The organism is Synechococcus sp. HK05, from assembly GCF_019104765.1.
Taxonomy (GTDB): Bacteria; Cyanobacteriota; Cyanobacteriia; order PCC-6307; family Cyanobiaceae; genus Vulcanococcus.
Window position 1 is genome coordinate 241,801 of the sequence record NZ_JAHRXJ010000004.1, and the last position, 16,373, is coordinate 258,173.

Consider the following 16,373-nt stretch of genomic DNA (forward strand, 5'->3'; position numbering starts at 1 on the left):
CTAGAGGTGGAACAGGAGGTGGCGCGATGGGCGAGGCAAACAAACGGCTGGTGGTCCGCACACCACGGGGATCCACGATCGAAGCCCTCGAGGGCGGCTATTACCGGGTGTGCACCCGTGAAGGTGTTTGCCAGACCGTGACAGGCCTGCACCGTGCCAACGACCTCATGTATTGGCGCGAGAGCCAGCCTGCTCCAGGGCAACCAGGCGGCTAGGGCAGAAGTTCACACCTTCGAACCGGTTCACCCCGAAGCGCGTGAGACGCTCCCGGTAAAGGGGCTGGGGAGTCACGATCAACACGCGGCGGCCCTGCTGCGAGGCATCGCGGCAAAGGGCATCGATGGCCAGGGAGGCCGTCACGCCGAGGTGGCTCACAGCCGTGAGATCCAGCACAAGACAGGCGTACACATCACTGTCAGTGAGCAACTGGGTGAGATAACGGCTGGCACCAAAGCTCAGGGGCCCTTCCAGGCTGAGCAGCACCGCACCACTGCCGGCCTGCTGCAACAACGCCTGCTCGCGCAGGCTGAGGGCACTCAGGTCGTCGCCGCCAGCCACCCGCCGGCTGGCGCGCTGCAGGGCATCGGCCTGGTCCTTGATCGTGACCATGTTGGCGATCGACACACCGATCACCACCGCCGTCACCAGGTCCCAGAACACGGTGAGCACCAGCACCAGCCACATCAGGCCCGTGGCTTTCCAGGAGAGACGCGGGGCACGGCGCAGGAAGTTCCAGTCGATGATCTCGAGGCCCACGTGCAGCAGGATTCCTCCGAGCACCGCCAGGGGAATCACCGAGGCGAGCGGTCCAGCGCCGAGGGTGACCGCCAGCAGCACCACGGCGTGCACCATGCCCGAAAGGGGGGTGCGGCCGCCGGCCTGGACGTTGGTAACGGTGCGCATGGTGGCGCCGGCGCCGGGCAGACCACCCACGAGAGCGCAGGCCATGTTGCCGATGCCCTGCCCCACCAGCTCGCGATCGGAGCGGTGTTGCGTGCGGGTGATGTTGTCCGCCACCAGAGAGGTGAGCAGCGAATCGATCGAACCCAGCACCGCCAGGGTGATCGCATAGCCGCCCAGGAGGCGAAGGTCATCCAGGCGCAGCTGCGGCCAGCGCAGCGTGGGCAATCCCTGTGGAATCGGCCCCAGTCGCGGCAAGGCATCCGGCGGAAGCAACGTGCTGAGGGCCGTGACCAGCAGCAGGCCCGCCAGCGGAGCAGGCAGCCAGTGGCTCCAACGCCGCGGATACCAATGCACCAGCGCGAAGGTGAGCCCGCCCACCAGCAGCGCCAGGCCATTGACGTGATGCAGTTCCGCTGGCAACGCCCCAAGAATCGTGGGGATCGAACCACTCAGATCCAGGCCCAGCAGCACGGGCAGCTGCAGGAGCACCACGATGGCGCCGATGCCCGACATGAAGCCCGAGACCACGGAGTAGGGCATCTGCACGATGTATTGCCCCAGGCGCAGCAGGCCAAACAGCACCTGCAACGCACCGGCCACGAGCACCACGGTGAAGGCCATCGCCAGCCCGCTCTCCGGGCCATAACGGCCCACCATCGCCGTGATGATCCCGGCCATGATCACGGTCATCGGCCCGGTGGGACCCGACACCTGCGCTGGTGTGCCACCGAAGGGAGCCGCCAGGAAGCCGAGCACAATCGCGCCGTATAAACCAGCAATAGCGCCCACTCCGGAGGTCACCCCGAAGGCCATCGCCAGAGGAAGCGCCACCACAGCAGTAGTGACACCACCGGCGAGATCACCACGCCAATGGTTCAACCAACCACGGCTCCAGGTGCTGCTGAGGCGCCAGATGCGCCGCTGCGGTGGTTCGCGAAACGGAGAGCGCATGAACAGCTGCTGTTGGTCACACGGTGACCAATCGCCTCCATCGGTGCAACAAGGGCCACGCCGCTGTTGCGAGAGTGCGACGGCGAATAAACAAGCGATGCGCACCCTGAGCTGGCACGAGTTCGATCAAGCGGTGGCCGCGATCGCCGACCGCTGCCATGGACAGAACTTCAGCGGCATCCACGGCATTCCCCGCGGCGGGCTGGTGCTGGCGGTGTGCCTCAGTCACAGGCTGGAGCTACCGCTGCTGAGCGCGCCGGAACCGGGGTGTCTGCTGGTGGACGACGTGTATGAAACGGGACTCACTCTGGCTCCCTATCGAGAGCTGGCGGGCTGCACAACGGTGGTGTGGGTGAGCAAAGCCCAGCCGCAGTGGTGGCAGGCGGTGGAGGTGACCGACTCGCGCGAATGGATTGTGTTTCCTTGGGAAAACGCTGCAGCTGCAGCGGCCGATGAACAGCTCTATCGCGCTTCTCGCTGATGCGACGCCCCAGCCTTTACCTGGCCTCGCCCTATGGCTTTTCGCCCCATTGGCGGGCACGGCTGTTGCCGGATTTCATCACCGCCTTGGAGCAGATCGGCGTGGAGGTATGGGAACCCTTCAGCCGCAATGGCCAGGTGGATCTAGCGCAGCCAGGCTGGGCCTGGCGGGTGGCCCAGGCCGATCTGCAGGATGTGCGCGATGCGGATGCCCTGCTCGCCATCGTGAATGGCACACCACCGGATGAAGGGGTGATGCTGGAGCTGGGGGCAGCGATTGCCCTGGGCAAGCCGGTGTTTCTCTACCGCGACGACTTCCGCCGCTGCAGTGATTCCGAGGACTACCCCCTCAACCTGATGGTGTTCAGTGGTCTGCCGCAACAGGGATGGCAGGACTGGCTCTATGGCTCGATCGACGACTTGAGCGATCCCTCCAAAGCGCTGATGCGCTGGATCAGCAGCCGCTAAGGCGTCAATCGTCGAAGTCTTGGTCGTGCTTGTTCATGGCCTCCACCACCATGTCCTGAATCATGTGGCGGGTTTCCTGGCGGCTGTGATGACCCACGGTGCGTTGAATCGTGTAGTAGGCGATCAGGAGCAGCGGCAGGATCGAGAGGCAGGCGATCAGAAACATGACAAAGATCCGGGGTAAGGGGATGGCGCTGAACCGGCTGAGCGTTATTGTTGGATTGATTCAATTCTGATCCATGCTCACCGGCTCTGATCTGCTGGCCAAGGTTAAAGAACTTGGCGACGTGTCCAAATCCGACCTGGTGCGCAGCTGCGGCTATGTGAGCACCAAAAATGATGGTGGCGAGCGTCTGAACTTCACCGCCTTCTACGAAGCTCTTCTGGAAGCCAAAGGTCTCAGCCTCGGCAACGATGGCGTGGGCCGCGGCAAAGGCGGTCGCAAGCTGAGCTACACCGCCACTGTGCAAGGCAACGGCAACCTGCTGATCGGCAAGGCTTACACCGCCATGCTCGACCTCAAGCCGGGCGACGAGTTTGAAATCAAACTGGGTCGCAAGCAAATCAAGCTGATCCCCGCTGGCGCCACCGAAGAGGAGTGATTGCCGAGATCGGCCCTCAGCTCCAACCAAGCCCCGGTGATTGCCGGGGCTTTTTTGTTGGCCGCGTTCCAGCAAGCCCGCGAGGCTGTAGTACCAAGCACATCAGGGTGGGTGCAGGCGACTCAGCATGAAGCCAAGACAAAGCTCCTCGCACCATGGCCACCTACACCATCACCCTGGAAAGCGGCGAAAGCTTCAGATGCGCTGACGACGCCTATATCCTTGATGCCGCCGATGAGCAGGGCATTGACCTGCCCTACTCCTGCCGAGCCGGCGCCTGCAGCACCTGCGCAGGCAAGTTGCTATCCGGCAGCGTGGATCAACAGGATCAGTCGTATCTCGATGATGAGCAGATCAGCCAGGGCTACGCCCTGCTGTGCGTGAGCTACCCCACCAGCGACTGCACGATCCGCCCCAATGCAGAAGAAGAACTGATCTGACCAGACCAGCGCGCACCGATTTCTGTAGCGATTGTCACCTGAGGGCGGCTGGTCTGATCCATAGGGTCGAGCCAGTGAAGAACACCCATGGTTCAGCCCAGCGCCACCAACCAAGAGCCCCAGCCGGGGCTCGAAGCACAAGGTGTGCAGCCGCCTGCAGCCATGGCCCAGTTCAGCCAAGCCACCGCCGAAGGGCAACAGGCGGCGGCCATCCGAGGCCGGCGCCCCCTGAGCGGCGACCTGGTGCACTACGTCACCACCTGCTGGTGATGCGCTCCCTCAAAGATCGGAGTGGAGCGCATCCATCACCCGCATCACCTCAAAGGTGTAGTCATCACTGAGATGAAGCACGCTGGCGAGGTGGTTGAGGATGTTGAGTTCATCCTGCTCATAGCGGCCATCTGAGCGCATGATCTCAGCGGCAACCGCGAAGGCCGTCATCCGCTGATCAGGCTTCAGCACTTCGGCTGCCTCCACCATCATGTGCTGAGCCCCCTTGAGGCGGAGCTCAGCCACCAGCGTGTCCATCAGGGCCACCATCGTGGCGTCGTCGTAACTGTTGAAGGGCTTGCGATAGTCGAGGGAATGGCGCAGCGCCCGGGATCCCGCCATGGTGAGGCGGCCATCCCAGAACACGGCCGCGAGGGCAATCGCAGCAAAGGCGGTGGAGGGCTCCATCGGCATCACAACAGAACAACAGAAACAGCGCTCAGCGCTGGAACAACAGCTCCTGGTAAGTGGGCAACGGCCAGAGCGCGTCATCCACCAGGAGCTCAAGGGCGTCCACAGCCGAGCGCACCGCGCCCATGCGAGGAAGCAGGGCATCGGCGCAGTGGCGGAGGTGAGCATCCACATCCCCACCCGCAGCGGCCAGATCGGATTCCAGGGCCTGGCAGCTGCTGAGCAACTGCTGGCAGAGCTGCGCGATCTGCTCAACCTGGCTGCGATCAACCGGCAAGCCCAGGGCTTCCTGGGAGGCGATTGATTGCGCGAGCTGCTCTAAAGCGGCCATCACCGCCGGATAGATCTGGGTTCTGGCAATGCGCAGCACCAATTTGGCTTCTACCTCAATGGCGAGGATGTATTGCTCGGCATACACCTCAAACCGGCTCTCCAGTTCAACAGGCGACAACACACCGGTGCGCTCGAACAGCTCGCGGATCGCCGGCCGCTTCAACACCGGCAAAGCATCGGCGCTGGTGCGCAGGTTTTCCAGCCCCCGCTCCTCCACGGCAATGCGATGCCACTCGGCTGAATAGCCATCACCGCCGAACACCACAGCGCCATGGGCTTCCATGGTTTGCTTCAGCACGGCAAAGGCTGCTTCTTCGAGCGGCAATCCGGTGTGCAACAGCTGCTCCAGCTGGTCAGCAATCCATTCGATCGAATCGGCCAGGATCGTGTTGAGCACCACTAGCGGGCCCGCCACCGACTGGCCAGAGCCCACCGCCCTGAATTCAAAACGATTGCCCGTGAAGGCAAAGGGCGAGGTGCGGTTGCGATCGCCGGGGTCCTTATTGAGCTCGGGCAGGGTGTCAACCCCCAGTGACATCAAGGCCGCCTTGGCGGAACCCTGCAGGCTGCCGCTGCGGATTTGCTGGAACACGTCCTCGAGCTGGCTGCCGAGATACACCGAAATGATGGCCGGCGGGGCTTCATTGGCACCGAGGCGGTGATCGTTGCTGGCGGTGGCGATGGCAGCGCGCATCAGCGGGCCATAGCAATGCACGCCCCGGATCACTGCCCCACAGAACAGCAGGAATTGAAGGTTCTCGTGAGGTGTACTGCCGGGATCGAGCAGGTTGCCCTGGGTGCTGTTGCCGATCGACCAATTCACATGCTTGCCACTGCCGTTCACACCGGCAAAGGGCTTTTCATGCAACAGGCAGGTGAACCCGTGCTGCTTAGCCGTGGCCTTGAGCACGGTCATGATCAGCTGCTGGTGATCGGTGGCCACATTGGCCGCCTCGTGGAAGGGCGCAATTTCAAATTGCCCCGGAGCCACTTCGTTGTGGCGCGTTTTGGCGGGAATCCCCAGGCGGTAAAGCTGATGCTCCACCGCCTGCATGAACACCTGCACCCGTTCAGGAATGGCACCGAAGTAGTGGTCATCGAATTGCTGACCCTTGGCAGGGGGTGCACCGAACAGGGTTCGGCCCGCTAACTGCAGATCGGGGCGCAACGCCGTGAAGGCGGAATCCACCAGGAAATACTCCTGCTCAGCACCGCAGCTGGAATTCACACGGGCGATCTCGGTTTCGCCCAGCAGCGTGAGGAGGCGCCGCGCCTGGCGATCCATCGCCGCATTGGAGCGCAGCAGGGGGGTTTTCTTATCGAGCGCCTCACCGGTCCACGACACGAACACGGTGGGGATGCAGAGCGTGATGCCATTCGGCGTCTGCATCAGGTAGGCCGGGCTGGTCACATCCCAGGCCGTGTAGCCACGGGCCTCAAAGGTGGAGCGGATGCCGCCATTGGGGAAGGAGGAACCATCCGGCTCGCCCTGCACCAGGAGCTTGCCCGTGAATTCACTGATCACCGAGCCATCGCCCTGGGGGGCAATGAATCCATCGTGCTTTTCAGCGGTGAGGTTGGTGAGCGGATAAAAAACGTGGGCGTAGTAGAGAGCGCCTCTGCGTGTGGCCCAGGCCTTCATCGCCTGCGCCACCACATCCGCCACCGAGGTGTCGAGCTTGCCGCCATGGGTGATGGTGCGCTGCAGCGACTTGAACACCGGCTTGGGGAGTGCCGACTTCATCGCCTCCAGGCTGAACACATCACTGGCCCAGAGCTCCTCCAGCGGAGCAGGCGCGGAAACCGGTGCCGGCGGGCGACCCAGGATGGTGTCGAGTGCCTGAAGACGCGGCTGACTGGGCATGAATATGTGATGCACGTGACACCACCTAACGGGCCAGAGGGGCCCCTCCCAAGCATCAATCGCTACCAGAAAACCAGAAAGATCAACCTCTGTAGCGATCGGCACACAGCGGAATCGAGCTTCCAAGGAATGCTGAAACCCATCAACCGAACCCCAGCATTCGGTATCTTCGGCAACACATCATGGCTCTGCTGTACAAGGATCCCGCGATTGCAACCCTGATCCACAAGCAAACCCCCTATCGGGGCCAGTGGGTGATCTACCAAGCCGCCAATCTGCTGTTCAAGGCCTGCCATGAAGTGCAGCAGCACAATGGCGAGCGCAAAGTGGTCGAACAGGTTTCGCTGCGGTCGTTGGCGGATGCCCAGGCGTTCTCCATTTACCTCAGCAGCTACGGATGGTCACGGGTGTTGGCACCATGAAGCTGCAGCAACCTGCGTGAACAACGGTTGATCGATCCCAAGTGAGGCATTAAGGATTCTTGAACGCATCCCCAGCGCGGCCAGGGTGGACACAGTTCGCCCTGATTCATGTATCGCCTGGAGGAACATCGGCAGAACGGATGGATGCCTGTGGCCCGCGGTTTATTCCGCAGCCGGATTCGCGCGGTGACCGCTGCACGCTCACGCACAGCCATCGCCGGCCACGCCCATCGTGTGGTGGATGTGGAGCTCAAGCTCACGACAGATCTGGTGCCCGCGGGATCGATTGATCAGCCGCACCACTGCTTAAGAGGAACCGAACCACCTCCATAACAAGCTGTGTTTTTGTGCGGATTCACACCGCACGCACCGCCGTGTTCCGTTCCAGTGGAGCCATCACGTGATGCGATGGGCTCGGAGGAGATCGGGATGACGGTTGCAACCCAGGGGTGTTTGGCGGATCAGATTCGCCGCCATTTGTTTTACAGCCAGGCGAAGTCGCCCACCCTGGCAAGCGAGCACGATTACTACATGGCGTTGTCGCTGGCTGTGCGCGATCGCCTGCTGCAGAACTGGGTGGACACCGCCGAGGCCTACACCAACGCCGGCGTGCGCACAGCGGCGTATCTCTCCGCGGAATACCTGCTGGGGCCCCACCTCGATAACAACCTGGTGAATCTCGGCATGCGCCGAGAGGCGGAGGAGGCCTGCGCGGCCCTGGGCCTCGATTTGGGCGCGTTGATCCGCTGTGAGCCGGAGCCTGGGCTGGGCAATGGCGGCCTCGGACGGCTGGCCGCCTGCTTTCAGGAATCCCTGGCCAGCCTGGAGCTGCCCGCCATTGGCTACGGAATCCGCTACGAGTTCGGGATCTTTCGCCAGAGCATCAACCATCAGGGCCAGCAGGAGAGCACCGATGCCTGGCTGTCGCAAGGCAATCCCTGGGAGGTGATCCGGCCGGAATGGTGTTATCCGGTTCAGATCGGATCGCAGACGGTGCTGGGCATCGCCCACGACACGCCGATCACCGGGTATGGCGTTCGCACGGCCAACACGCTGCGACTGTGGTCGGCCATGGCACCGGAAGCGTTCGACTTTGCCTCCTTCAATGCCGGCGATTACACCCGGGCGGTGCTGGCGAAGGTGCAGAGCGAAACCCTCAGCAAGGTGCTCTACCCCAATGATGAGTTTGAGCAGGGCAAACGCCTGCGGCTGAGCCAGCAGATCTTTTTCGTATCGTGCTCCCTGCAGGACATGCTGCGCATCCTCAAGAAGCAAGGCCTGCCGGTGAGCGAGTTCCATCGCAAGTTCGCGGTGCAGCTCAACGACACCCACCCCGCCATCGCCGTGGCGGAACTGATGCGCCTGTTGATCGATCAGGAAGGGTTGGACTGGGATCAAGCCTGGGCCATCACCACCGCCAGCCTCAGCTACACCAACCACACCCTGCTGCCGGAAGCCCTGGAAACCTGGGGGGTAGAGCTGTTTGAGCAACTGCTGCCGCGTCAGCTGCAGATCATTTACGAGATCAACGCCCGCTTCCTGCGCATGGTGCGGCTGCGCTACCCCGGCCAACCGGAGGTGCTCTCGAAGGTGTCGTTGATTGAAGAAGGCAGCAAACGGCGCGTGCGGATGGCGCACCTTGCCGTGGTGGGCTGCCACCACACCAACGGCGTGGCGGAATTGCACAGCCAACTGCTGCGCGATCAGGTGCTGGCGGATTTCGCCCGGCTGTGGCCCGAGCGCTTCACCAACGTGACCAATGGCGTGACTCCGCGCCGCTGGCTGGCCGTGGCCAATCCCTTCCTCTCCCAGCTGCTCGACGACTCGATCGGCAGCGACTGGCGCCGTGATCTGAATCAGCTGGAACGGCTGGAGCCCCTGCTCAGCGATGGCGGCTTCCTGGAGCGTTGGCAGCAGATGCGCGGCCAGGCCAAACAGCGGTTGGCGGAGCACATCCATCAGGAGCTGGGCGTACTGGTGGATCACACCTCCCTGTTTGATGTGCAGGTGAAGCGGATCCACGAATACAAGCGCCAACATCTGGCGGCGCTCGAGGTGGTGCAGCGCTACCTACGCCTGCGGGCCGGTGAAGATCTGCCGCCGCGCACCGTGATCTTCGGAGGCAAGGCGGCTCCGGGTTATGCGATGGCGAAGTTGATCATCCGCCTGATCGTGGGGATTGCGGAGATGGTGAACATGGATCCGGCCATGGGCGGACGCCTACGGGTGGTGTTCCTGCCCAACTTCAGCGTGAGCCTGGGGCAACTCACCTACCCGGCGGTGGATCTCTCTGAGCAAATCTCCACGGCGGGTAAGGAAGCCTCTGGCACCGGCAACATGAAGATGGCCCTGAACGGTGCCGTGACCATCGGCACGTTGGATGGCGCCAATGTGGAAATCCGCGAGAAGGTTGGCGACAACAACTTCTACCTGTTCGGGCACACGGCCGAACAGGTGCACGAGCTCAAGGCGAAGGGGTATCACCCCTGGCCTTGGCTGGAGCAGAACGGGAATCTGCGGGAGGCCCTGGCGTTGATCGCCTCCGGCCACTTCAGCGAAGGCGACCGGAGCCTGTTCCAGCCTCTGCTGAACAACCTCACGCAAACGGATCCATTTCTGGTGATGGCGGATGCGGCCGATTACAGCCGCGCCCAGAACGCCGTGGATGCGGGTTGGCGCAACCCAGACGACTGGGCCAGGGCCTCGATCACCAACACGATGCGCTGCGGCTACTTCAGCAGCGACCGCTCGATTCAGGACTACGCCGAGCGCATCTGGAATCTGCGGCCGCTCTCGATCAACACCGCCACAAGCGGCTGAGGGCGATCAGCCGAAGGTGCGGCCGTCCCAGCCCCAGCTGCCGGCGGCCACATCCTCGAATTGGATATAGATGCGATCGGCTGGGATGCCGGTGCGGGCACTGATCAGCTCACAGAAGGCGGCACTCATCGCCGGCGGACGCAATGATCCGATCGACTTGATCTCTACATAGGCGCTGGGGTCGGTGCCACCGCCAAAGGTCATCGACACGCCGGTTTCGAGGAGCGTCATCACATACATCTCCGGCTTACCGGTCTGCTGCGCCAGGGTGGAGGAGAGCTCCTGCAGCAGCTCCGTGGCGTTGGCAATCTCCGGGAGCGAGGTGCGCAGATTGATCAGGGGCACAGCGATCGAGAAGCTCTGGCCGCATGGTGCCACGGGTGCAGAGGGCATGCGATTCCGTGAGCATTCGTTGCGCAAGCTGGCCGCCCACGGCCCATCGATGCAGGATCGATTCAGGCGCCCTGAACACCGCGCCGCTCTGAGCGCCACTCTCCCTTGCCCGGCTGCTCCGGAACGCCCTCGGCCACCCAGCCGGGGGCGTTCTGTTGGTGAGCACAACCATGATGGGCCCAGCGTGAAACGCCCAAGCCATGGCAGCCAGTATCAGCAGCTTCGCTGAATTCGCCGAGCGGGCCGATTATTCGCTGCTGGAGGCTCTCAACGCTGATCCGGATGCCACAAACGATGGCAACGACCATCAGCCGCGGCAGGTGAGATCCGGGCATTACGTGCCGGTCACGCCCACGCCGCTGCCTGAAGCGGAGTACGTGGCCCACAGCCAAGTGCTCTTCGATGAGCTTGGGCTCAGCGATGCGCTCGCCCACGATGCCTGCTTCCGCAGGCTGTTTTCAGGCGACAGCACGGTGGCAACGGGGCCGATGCGCCCCTTCGGCTGGGCGACGGGCTACGCCCTCTCGATCTACGGCACCGAATACACCCAGCAGTGCCCCTTCGGCACCGGCAATGGCTACGGCGATGGACGCGCCATCTCGATTTTCGAAGGGCTGTTTGAAGGCAGGCGCTGGGAGATGCAGCTCAAAGGCGGTGGGCCCACGCCCTACTGCCGCGGCGCCGATGGCCGAGCCGTGCTGCGCTCGAGCGTGCGCGAGTTTCTGGCGCAGGAATTGATGCACGCGCTTGGGGTGCCCACCTCCCGCTCACTCACGCTCTACATGTCGCGCGCCGAAGGGGTGCGGCGGCCCTGGTACAGCGAGGGATCGCGCTCGTTTGATCCCGACGTGATGGTGAACAACCCAGCGGCGATCACCACGCGGGTGGCGCCGTCGTTTCTGCGGGTGGGGCAGCTGGAGTTGTTTGCCCGGCGGGCGCGCAGCAACGCCCATGCCGGCGCCCTGCGCGAGCTGCAGATGATCACGGCGCATCTGATTGAGCGCAATTACAGGGTTCAGATCAATGCGGCCCTGCCCTTCAACGCGCAGGTGCTGGAGCTGGCGCGCCTGTTCCGCGGGCGGCTCACCGCTTTGGTGGCGAACTGGATGCGCGTGGGCTACTGCCAGGGCAACTTCAACAGCGACAACTGCGCCGCCGGCGGCACCACGCTCGACTACGGCCCCTTCGGCTTCTGCGAACTGTTCGATCCGCGCTTCCAGCCGTGGACCGGCGGCGGCGAGCACTTCTGCTTCTTCAACCAGCCGGCGGCGGCTGAAGTGAATTACGGCATGTTCGTGAAATCACTGCGGCCGTTGCTGGACGGCGACAACGCAGCCCTGGAAGAGCTGGATGCCATCCAGGCCGGCTTTGCCGAGGCAATGGCTGAGGCGCTGGAGACGATGTGGACCGCCAAGCTCGGCCTCCCCAGCTACCACCCCGAGCTGATCCAGGAGCTGCTGCAGCTGCTGGTGGGTTCGCGGGCCGACTACACCATCTTTTTCCGCCGGCTCTCAGCGATCCCCGAGAGCGTGGAAGCGCTCAAGCCGAGCTTTTATGTGCCAAGCGAAGAGGATGTCGATCAGCGCTGGATGGGCTGGCTGCAGCGCTGGCGCGCGCAGATCGGCAACCCGGAGGAGACATCCACCGCCATGCAGCGCGTAAACCCCGCGATCACCTGGCGTGAATGGCTGATCGCCCCGGCCTATGAGCAAGCTGCCACGGGCGACTTCAGCCTGATCCGCGAGCTGCAAACCCTGTTCGGCGATCCCTACTCCACCCCAGCGGCGGAGCTAGCGGCGCGCTACGACCAGCTCAAGCCACGGGAGTTCTTCAACGCCGGCGGGGTGTCGCACTACAGCTGCTCGTCGTGAGGCGTCAGCCGAGCATGCGCGAGCGCACCAGGGAATCCCACAAGCGCGTGGGCATGAAGCGCTGCACCAGCACCGCCTCCGATTCGCTGCCGCAGCGGTAGCGGGGATTGGGATCGCGAGCCTCCAGGGCCGTTGCAATGGTGCGAGCCACCACCTCAGGCTCTGAGCCCTTGCGGAACCCCTCAGCCCAGCCCGCAGCAACCCGGCGCATCATCGAACCCCAAACAGGGTGAAGCCCTTCGCGCTGCATGGCATCCGCGGTAACGCCCTCAAACCCCGTGCGGATCAAGCCGGGCTCTACCAGCACCACGTGAACGCCGAACTGGTGCAGCTCCAGGCGCAGGGCATCACTGATCGCCTCCACGGCATGTTTGCTCGCGCCATACCAACCGGCTCCGGGCGTCACGAAGCGGCCGGCGATGGAGGAGAGGTTCACGATGCAGCCGCGGCGCCGCTCGCGCATCGCCGGCAGCAGCAGCTGGGTGAGACCGACCAGGCCGAACACATTCACCTCAAACATCGCCCGGGCCCGATCGAGCTCCATGGTTTCCACCGGGCCCACATCGCCATAGCCGGCGTTGTTCACCAGCGCATCGAGCGCGCCAACGCGATCGTTGATGGCGTGCGCGAGCGCCTCGCGGGAGCTCGGGTCGACCAAATCGAGGGTGAAGATCTCAGCGCCGCGGCTGCGCAGCGGTTCCATCGCCTCAACCCGGCGCGCTGCCGCCATCACCCGCCAGCCCTGATCGATCAGGCGATGTGCCGTGGCCAAGCCGATGCCGCTGGAGGCACCGGTGATCAACACACTGCGGCGGGCGTCAGCCATCGGATTGCAAGCGACGGCTGCACTGTGGCGAAGAAAGCCGGGTGATGCTGCACTGGAGCAGTGCTTGTGGCAATGTCGATCTTTCCCGTTCTGGTGATCGTGCATGCCCTGGCGGCCACGGTGTGGACCGGCGGGCACCTGGTGCTGGATCTGCGGGTGTTGCCCAGAGCACTCAAGGAGCAGAACGCCCAGCGCATCCGCGACTTCGAAGAGCTGTTTGAACCCCTCGGCCTCACGGCCTTGGCGATCCAGGTGATCACGGGCCTGTGGATGGGCTGGATCTACCTTCCCGACTATCAGGGCTTGTTCGATCCCAGCAACCCGATCGGGATCTTGATTGGCACCAAGCTCGTGTTGCTAGCTGCTACCGCGGCCCTTGCGGTGCATGCGCGCCTGCGCCTGATCCCGCAGCTCAGCGACAGCAACCTCAGCGGGCTGGCCTGGCATATCCGCGGCATCACGGCCTTGGCGATCGCGTTTGTGGTGGTGGGCGGCCTGATTCGCGTGGGTGGAGTGAGCTGATTCAGCTCTGCAGCAGTACGGAAAGAGGAACCTCTACGCCCTGCCACAGGGCCACCAGTTTGATTACTTTGAAGTTGAGGGAAGGGAAGGGATCAACCCCACCTTCACCAACAAAGGAGGTGCGCCGACGATGCGTGAACCCCACAGTGAACTCGGTGATGTGGCGCGAACATCGCCCCGTAGCAGCAACAGCGATACGCCACTTTGGATGCCTGGATTGATGATCCCCTGGGCTGGATAACCCGGGCCGCGATCACAACTGCTGAGGTCAAGCCCCGAGCATTTCTCGGCAGAGACGTGACCGCTTTCCTTGCCTGCCAGGCCCAAGACAGGTGAATCGTGAAACCCACCGACACCCGACCAAGACGACCGCGAGATGCCAGCGGTGAACCCTTGCAACCGGTGCTAAGGCGCCCCCTACGGGGCGCCTTGTTTGGATGATGAGTATCTCAGGATCGATTGATGCTTCCTCTCCTGGCCACCATCACTGCAACAGCGCTGTTGGCGCAGGCCAATCCCCTGATGATTCCCGCCAAAAACGGCAACACCTGCCCGGGCGGCACCAGCTACGCCGGCGCGGGCTACTGCAAGGTGCGCGGCAATGTTCAGTACTTCCCTGCCAAGAACGGCACCACCTGCCCGGGCGGTAGTTCCTACGCCGGAGCCGGTTATTGCAAGGTGCGCCAGTGAGCGCCTCAGCACCGGTGATCAGCGCCCGCTACGGAGAAGCCCTGCTGTGGGCCGAGGAGCTCCACCGCGACCAATGCCGTAAGGGCAAAGCCGTTCCCTACATCTCCCACCTGATCAGCGTCAGCGCCCTGGTGTGGGAAGACGGCGGCACAGAAGAGCAAGCCATCGCCGCTCTGCTGCACGACGCCATTGAGGACGCCGGCCAGAGCCATGCCTCCATCGCTGAACGCTTTGGAGAAGCCGTGGCCGACATCGTGCGCGATTGCACCGACACCAGCGATAACGCACCACCGGGCGAAAAGGAGCCTTGGCTACTGCGCAAAACCCGCACCATCGCCTCCCTCAAGCACAAGCCTGAGGTCTCACTGTTGGTGACAGCCGCCGATAAAGCCCACAACGCCGGCGACATGGTGCTCGATGCGAGACGTGATCCGACGATGTGGAGCAAGTTCAACGCTGGGCTGGAGGGATCGGCCTGGTATCTGCTGCGAATCCACCAGCAGCTGAAACGCCAGCTGCCTCAGAGCCGCTCGGTGGAACGGATGGGAGAAGCCGTGAGTGAAATCCTCGCGATGGAGAGCTTTCAGCGCCTCGTGCCAGAGGGGTTCGCACCGGCTGTATGGGCAGCGGGATATGCGGATCGCATCAGGACGCAGGAGTAATTCCCCTGTCCTTGCCGCTGGCAGCCGTTGCCCTACTGGCCCAAACCAGCACGGCCATCGTGATCTCCATCGGCGACGGCGACAGTCTGCGCGTGCGAGAAGGCAGCCGAATCCTCAACGTGCGCCTGGCCTGCATCGATGCGCCAGAGACCAGTCAGGCACCCCATGGCGCCAGCGCCCGAGCCCAGTTACAAGCTCTGGCTCCAGTGGGAACAGCGGTTGAGCTGCGTATCAAGGCCAGCGATCGCTATGGGCGCTCCGTGGCGGAGCTGAGCCGCAACGGCCGGAACCTCAACCAGGCCCTGGTGGCATCCGGTGCAGCGTTTGTCTATTGGCAGTACATCCAGGGCTGCGACCGGCAGACCTACAGCCGCCTGGAGAAGGAGGCGCGGCTCAAACGCATGGGCATCTGGGGAGTGAGCAGTGGATTGACACGCCCTTGGGACTTCCGCTCAAACCAAAAAAAGCCGGGCGCAAGCAGCTCTGCACCATCACGCCGGCGGGGGGTCAAAGGATCGGCGCGGTGGTCCCTTTCTTCCCAGCTCAGGCGTCAGAGCTGGAATCACCCCAATTCGGGCTGTGCTTGAGAACAGCCGAGCAGAACTGCAACAGCTCCTGCGGTGTCATGTCGTGCTTGGCGTCATTGGTGCGCCAGGCGCAGATCACAAAGTTGGGTTCGGGTTCGTTGGTGCGGTGATCGATGGTGGGGAGCATCGCGTAGCGCTTCTTGCTCTCGCCCTTGCCCGTCGCCGCGTCGCGGTTGTCATAAGTGCCGATCAGCTCCCAATCGAGCCACTCGCCCGTCCAGTGGTCGTGCCCCTGTGAGGCCAGCACCGCTTCATGGATCGCCAGCCGGTACTGCTGCACATTGCCCACGCCGCCACGCTTCTGATCACGCTTGGCCAGCGTGACCGCCTTGCGCTGCACCCAGCCGGGGTAGGTGCCTTTCGCAGCATCGGGCATCCAGTCGGGGGCGGGGGTGCTCATCGCGGCTTGGTGCGCATCACCAACGATCGTTTCACTGCGGGCGGTTCTTCTGTACCCACCGGCTCGTGCCGCACCACGCCGAGCAACGCGGCAGGATGTAACGAATTCGTTACATGGCTCTCATGACTGTTGGAGAGGTCTTCCTTGAGTCGCTGGTCAGCGGCGTGATCACAGAAGGCGAGATGGCCTGGATCGCCAGGCATCAGAGCTCCTTCGCCCGCCACGAGGAAGCCGTGGCCCTGCGCCTGGGCCGCCTGATCGATGAGGGGCAGGTGAATCTGGGCTGCAGGATCCCCGGCCGCGTCATCCGGCACCGACAAGTGCTGAACGACTGGATTGAGCCCCTGGGTCGGCGCCGCTCAGCGCGAGCCGCATGCGCCTGAACAAGGTTGCCCGCCGCCTGCGAGCACGAGCAGATGGGGCAGACCCGACCCAGGCGATCGGTGTGCACCACAACC

General features: G+C 63.5%; 21 protein-coding genes. 14 read left to right on the forward strand and 7 right to left on the reverse strand.

Annotated elements, in window-relative coordinates:
- Positions 1–165 precede the first annotated feature (165 nt).
- On the reverse strand, positions 166–1,854 hold the full coding sequence (locus tag KUL97_RS04545) for a SulP family inorganic anion transporter (RefSeq protein WP_217795783.1): 1,689 nt from the start codon (positions 1,852–1,854) through the stop codon (positions 166–168).
- Positions 1,855–1,951: 97 nt separating this feature from the next.
- Between KUL97_RS04545 and KUL97_RS04550 the strand changes: the two genes are divergently transcribed.
- Positions 1,952–2,335: a phosphoribosyltransferase gene (locus KUL97_RS04550; protein ID WP_217795784.1), complete on the forward strand. Its 384-nt coding sequence runs from the start codon at positions 1,952–1,954 to the stop codon at positions 2,333–2,335.
- Positions 2,335–2,802 (forward strand): nucleoside 2-deoxyribosyltransferase, encoded by a 468-nt coding sequence (locus tag KUL97_RS04555; protein WP_217795785.1) that lies wholly within the window; start codon positions 2,335–2,337, stop codon positions 2,800–2,802. Before KUL97_RS04550 ends, KUL97_RS04555 begins: the two co-directional genes overlap by 1 nt.
- Positions 2,803–2,806: 4 nt before the next feature.
- Here KUL97_RS04555 and KUL97_RS04560 read toward each other — a convergent pair whose 3' ends face one another.
- Positions 2,807–2,968 carry a hypothetical protein gene (locus tag KUL97_RS04560; protein ID WP_217795786.1) on the reverse strand — a complete coding sequence of 54 codons (162 nt, stop codon included), beginning with the start codon at positions 2,966–2,968 and terminating at the stop codon, positions 2,807–2,809.
- A gap of 73 nt (positions 2,969–3,041) precedes the next feature.
- On the opposite strand from KUL97_RS04560, the gene KUL97_RS04565 reads away from it, so the two are divergent.
- From KUL97_RS04565 to KUL97_RS04575, 3 genes are all read left to right on the forward strand, one after another.
- Positions 3,042–3,404 carry an AbrB family transcriptional regulator gene (locus tag KUL97_RS04565; protein ID WP_217795787.1) on the forward strand — a complete coding sequence of 121 codons (363 nt, stop codon included), beginning with the start codon at positions 3,042–3,044 and terminating at the stop codon, positions 3,402–3,404.
- 155 nt (positions 3,405–3,559) lie between these two features.
- A complete protein-coding gene (locus KUL97_RS04570; protein WP_217795788.1) occupies positions 3,560–3,844 on the forward strand; it encodes a 2Fe-2S iron-sulfur cluster-binding protein in 285 nt (94 codons plus the stop codon).
- An 87-nt stretch (positions 3,845–3,931) separates the two neighbouring features.
- Entirely contained in the window at positions 3,932–4,114 is a 183-nt protein-coding gene (locus KUL97_RS04575; protein WP_217795789.1) for a hypothetical protein, read from the forward strand.
- 9 nt (positions 4,115–4,123) lie between these two features.
- On the opposite strand, the gene KUL97_RS04580 is transcribed toward KUL97_RS04575, so the two are convergent.
- Positions 4,124–4,522, reverse strand: a complete 399-nt coding sequence (locus KUL97_RS04580) for a tellurite resistance TerB family protein (protein WP_217795790.1) — start codon at positions 4,520–4,522, stop codon at positions 4,124–4,126.
- Positions 4,523–4,553: 31 nt separating this feature from the next.
- Entirely contained in the window at positions 4,554–6,722 is a 2,169-nt protein-coding gene (locus KUL97_RS04585) for a glutamine synthetase III (protein WP_217795791.1), read from the reverse strand.
- 182 nt (positions 6,723–6,904) lie between these two features.
- Between KUL97_RS04585 and KUL97_RS04590 the strand changes: the two genes are divergently transcribed.
- The 3 genes from KUL97_RS04590 to KUL97_RS04600 all read left to right on the forward strand — a co-directional run bounded on the left by KUL97_RS04590 (position 6,905) and on the right by KUL97_RS04600 (position 9,964).
- A complete protein-coding gene (locus KUL97_RS04590; protein WP_217795792.1) occupies positions 6,905–7,144 on the forward strand; it encodes a hypothetical protein in 240 nt (79 codons plus the stop codon).
- Positions 7,145–7,288: 144 nt separating this feature from the next.
- On the forward strand, positions 7,289–7,477 hold the full coding sequence (locus KUL97_RS04595; RefSeq protein WP_217795793.1) for a hypothetical protein: 189 nt from the start codon (positions 7,289–7,291) through the stop codon (positions 7,475–7,477).
- A gap of 96 nt (positions 7,478–7,573) precedes the next feature.
- Entirely contained in the window at positions 7,574–9,964 is a 2,391-nt protein-coding gene (locus tag KUL97_RS04600) for a glycogen/starch/alpha-glucan phosphorylase (RefSeq protein WP_254896179.1), read from the forward strand.
- A gap of 6 nt (positions 9,965–9,970) precedes the next feature.
- Here the strand turns inward: KUL97_RS04600 and KUL97_RS04605 are convergent, their stop codons facing one another.
- Entirely contained in the window at positions 9,971–10,309 is a 339-nt protein-coding gene (locus KUL97_RS04605) for a phenylpyruvate tautomerase MIF-related protein (RefSeq protein ID WP_217796033.1), read from the reverse strand.
- Between the two features lie 248 nt (positions 10,310–10,557).
- On the opposite strand from KUL97_RS04605, the gene KUL97_RS04610 reads away from it, so the two are divergent.
- Positions 10,558–12,228 carry a protein adenylyltransferase SelO family protein gene (locus KUL97_RS04610; protein WP_217795795.1) on the forward strand — a complete coding sequence of 557 codons (1,671 nt, stop codon included), beginning with the start codon at positions 10,558–10,560 and terminating at the stop codon, positions 12,226–12,228.
- A gap of 4 nt (positions 12,229–12,232) precedes the next feature.
- Here the strand turns inward: KUL97_RS04610 and KUL97_RS04615 are convergent, their stop codons facing one another.
- Positions 12,233–13,054 (reverse strand): SDR family NAD(P)-dependent oxidoreductase, encoded by an 822-nt coding sequence (locus KUL97_RS04615; protein WP_217795796.1) that lies wholly within the window; start codon positions 13,052–13,054, stop codon positions 12,233–12,235.
- A gap of 72 nt (positions 13,055–13,126) precedes the next feature.
- Here KUL97_RS04615 and KUL97_RS04620 point away from each other — a divergent pair, with 72 nt between their 5' ends.
- The 4 genes from KUL97_RS04620 (at position 13,127) to KUL97_RS04635 (ending at position 15,515) form a co-directional block, all read left to right on the forward strand.
- The gene (locus KUL97_RS04620) at positions 13,127–13,576 is read left to right on the forward strand and encodes a CopD family protein (RefSeq protein ID WP_217795797.1); all 450 of its coding nucleotides are present in this window, start codon (positions 13,127–13,129) and stop codon (positions 13,574–13,576) included.
- Between the two features lie 462 nt (positions 13,577–14,038).
- Positions 14,039–14,266 carry a hypothetical protein gene (locus tag KUL97_RS04625; RefSeq protein ID WP_217795798.1) on the forward strand — a complete coding sequence of 76 codons (228 nt, stop codon included), beginning with the start codon at positions 14,039–14,041 and terminating at the stop codon, positions 14,264–14,266.
- Entirely contained in the window at positions 14,263–14,928 is a 666-nt protein-coding gene (locus tag KUL97_RS04630) for an HD domain-containing protein (protein ID WP_368656087.1), read from the forward strand. Before KUL97_RS04625 ends, KUL97_RS04630 begins: the two co-directional genes overlap by 4 nt.
- 11 nt (positions 14,929–14,939) lie before the next feature.
- On the forward strand, positions 14,940–15,515 hold the full coding sequence (locus KUL97_RS04635) for a thermonuclease family protein (RefSeq protein WP_254896181.1): 576 nt from the start codon (positions 14,940–14,942) through the stop codon (positions 15,513–15,515).
- On the opposite strand, the gene KUL97_RS04640 is transcribed toward KUL97_RS04635, so the two are convergent.
- A complete protein-coding gene (locus KUL97_RS04640; protein ID WP_217795800.1) occupies positions 15,472–15,915 on the reverse strand; it encodes a hypothetical protein in 444 nt (147 codons plus the stop codon). The two genes, KUL97_RS04635 and KUL97_RS04640, sit on opposite strands and share 44 nt — an antisense overlap.
- A 122-nt stretch (positions 15,916–16,037) precedes the next feature.
- On the opposite strand from KUL97_RS04640, the gene KUL97_RS04645 reads away from it, so the two are divergent.
- A complete protein-coding gene (locus tag KUL97_RS04645) occupies positions 16,038–16,298 on the forward strand; it encodes a hypothetical protein (RefSeq protein WP_217795801.1) in 261 nt (86 codons plus the stop codon).
- The last annotated feature ends 75 nt before the right edge of the window (positions 16,299–16,373 follow it).

What these genes read in the sequence shown, in the direction of transcription:
- KUL97_RS04545 (WP_217795783.1), bottom strand. Translation starts at nt 1,854, where the DNA reads ATGCGCTCTCCGTTTCGCGAACCACCGCAGCGGCGCATCTGGCGCCTC.
- KUL97_RS04550 (WP_217795784.1), top strand. Translation starts at nt 1,952, where the DNA reads ATGCGCACCCTGAGCTGGCACGAGTTCGATCAAGCGGTGGCCGCGATC.
- KUL97_RS04555 (WP_217795785.1), top strand. Translation starts at nt 2,335, where the DNA reads ATGCGACGCCCCAGCCTTTACCTGGCCTCGCCCTATGGCTTTTCGCCC.
- KUL97_RS04560 (WP_217795786.1), bottom strand. Translation starts at nt 2,968, where the DNA reads ATGTTTCTGATCGCCTGCCTCTCGATCCTGCCGCTGCTCCTGATCGCC.
- KUL97_RS04565 (WP_217795787.1), top strand. Translation starts at nt 3,042, where the DNA reads ATGCTCACCGGCTCTGATCTGCTGGCCAAGGTTAAAGAACTTGGCGAC.
- KUL97_RS04570 (WP_217795788.1), top strand. Translation starts at nt 3,560, where the DNA reads ATGGCCACCTACACCATCACCCTGGAAAGCGGCGAAAGCTTCAGATGC.
- KUL97_RS04575 (WP_217795789.1), top strand. Translation starts at nt 3,932, where the DNA reads ATGGTTCAGCCCAGCGCCACCAACCAAGAGCCCCAGCCGGGGCTCGAA.
- KUL97_RS04580 (WP_217795790.1), bottom strand. Translation starts at nt 4,522, where the DNA reads ATGGAGCCCTCCACCGCCTTTGCTGCGATTGCCCTCGCGGCCGTGTTC.
- KUL97_RS04585 (WP_217795791.1), bottom strand. Translation starts at nt 6,722, where the DNA reads ATGCCCAGTCAGCCGCGTCTTCAGGCACTCGACACCATCCTGGGTCGC.
- KUL97_RS04590 (WP_217795792.1), top strand. Translation starts at nt 6,905, where the DNA reads ATGGCTCTGCTGTACAAGGATCCCGCGATTGCAACCCTGATCCACAAG.
- KUL97_RS04595 (WP_217795793.1), top strand. Translation starts at nt 7,289, where the DNA reads ATGCCTGTGGCCCGCGGTTTATTCCGCAGCCGGATTCGCGCGGTGACC.
- KUL97_RS04600 (WP_254896179.1), top strand. Translation starts at nt 7,574, where the DNA reads ATGACGGTTGCAACCCAGGGGTGTTTGGCGGATCAGATTCGCCGCCAT.
- KUL97_RS04610 (WP_217795795.1), top strand. Translation starts at nt 10,558, where the DNA reads ATGGCAGCCAGTATCAGCAGCTTCGCTGAATTCGCCGAGCGGGCCGAT.
- KUL97_RS04615 (WP_217795796.1), bottom strand. Translation starts at nt 13,054, where the DNA reads ATGGCTGACGCCCGCCGCAGTGTGTTGATCACCGGTGCCTCCAGCGGC.
- KUL97_RS04620 (WP_217795797.1), top strand. Translation starts at nt 13,127, where the DNA reads ATGTCGATCTTTCCCGTTCTGGTGATCGTGCATGCCCTGGCGGCCACG.
- KUL97_RS04625 (WP_217795798.1), top strand. Translation starts at nt 14,039, where the DNA reads ATGCTTCCTCTCCTGGCCACCATCACTGCAACAGCGCTGTTGGCGCAG.
- KUL97_RS04640 (WP_217795800.1), bottom strand. Translation starts at nt 15,915, where the DNA reads ATGAGCACCCCCGCCCCCGACTGGATGCCCGATGCTGCGAAAGGCACC.
- KUL97_RS04645 (WP_217795801.1), top strand. Translation starts at nt 16,038, where the DNA reads ATGACTGTTGGAGAGGTCTTCCTTGAGTCGCTGGTCAGCGGCGTGATC.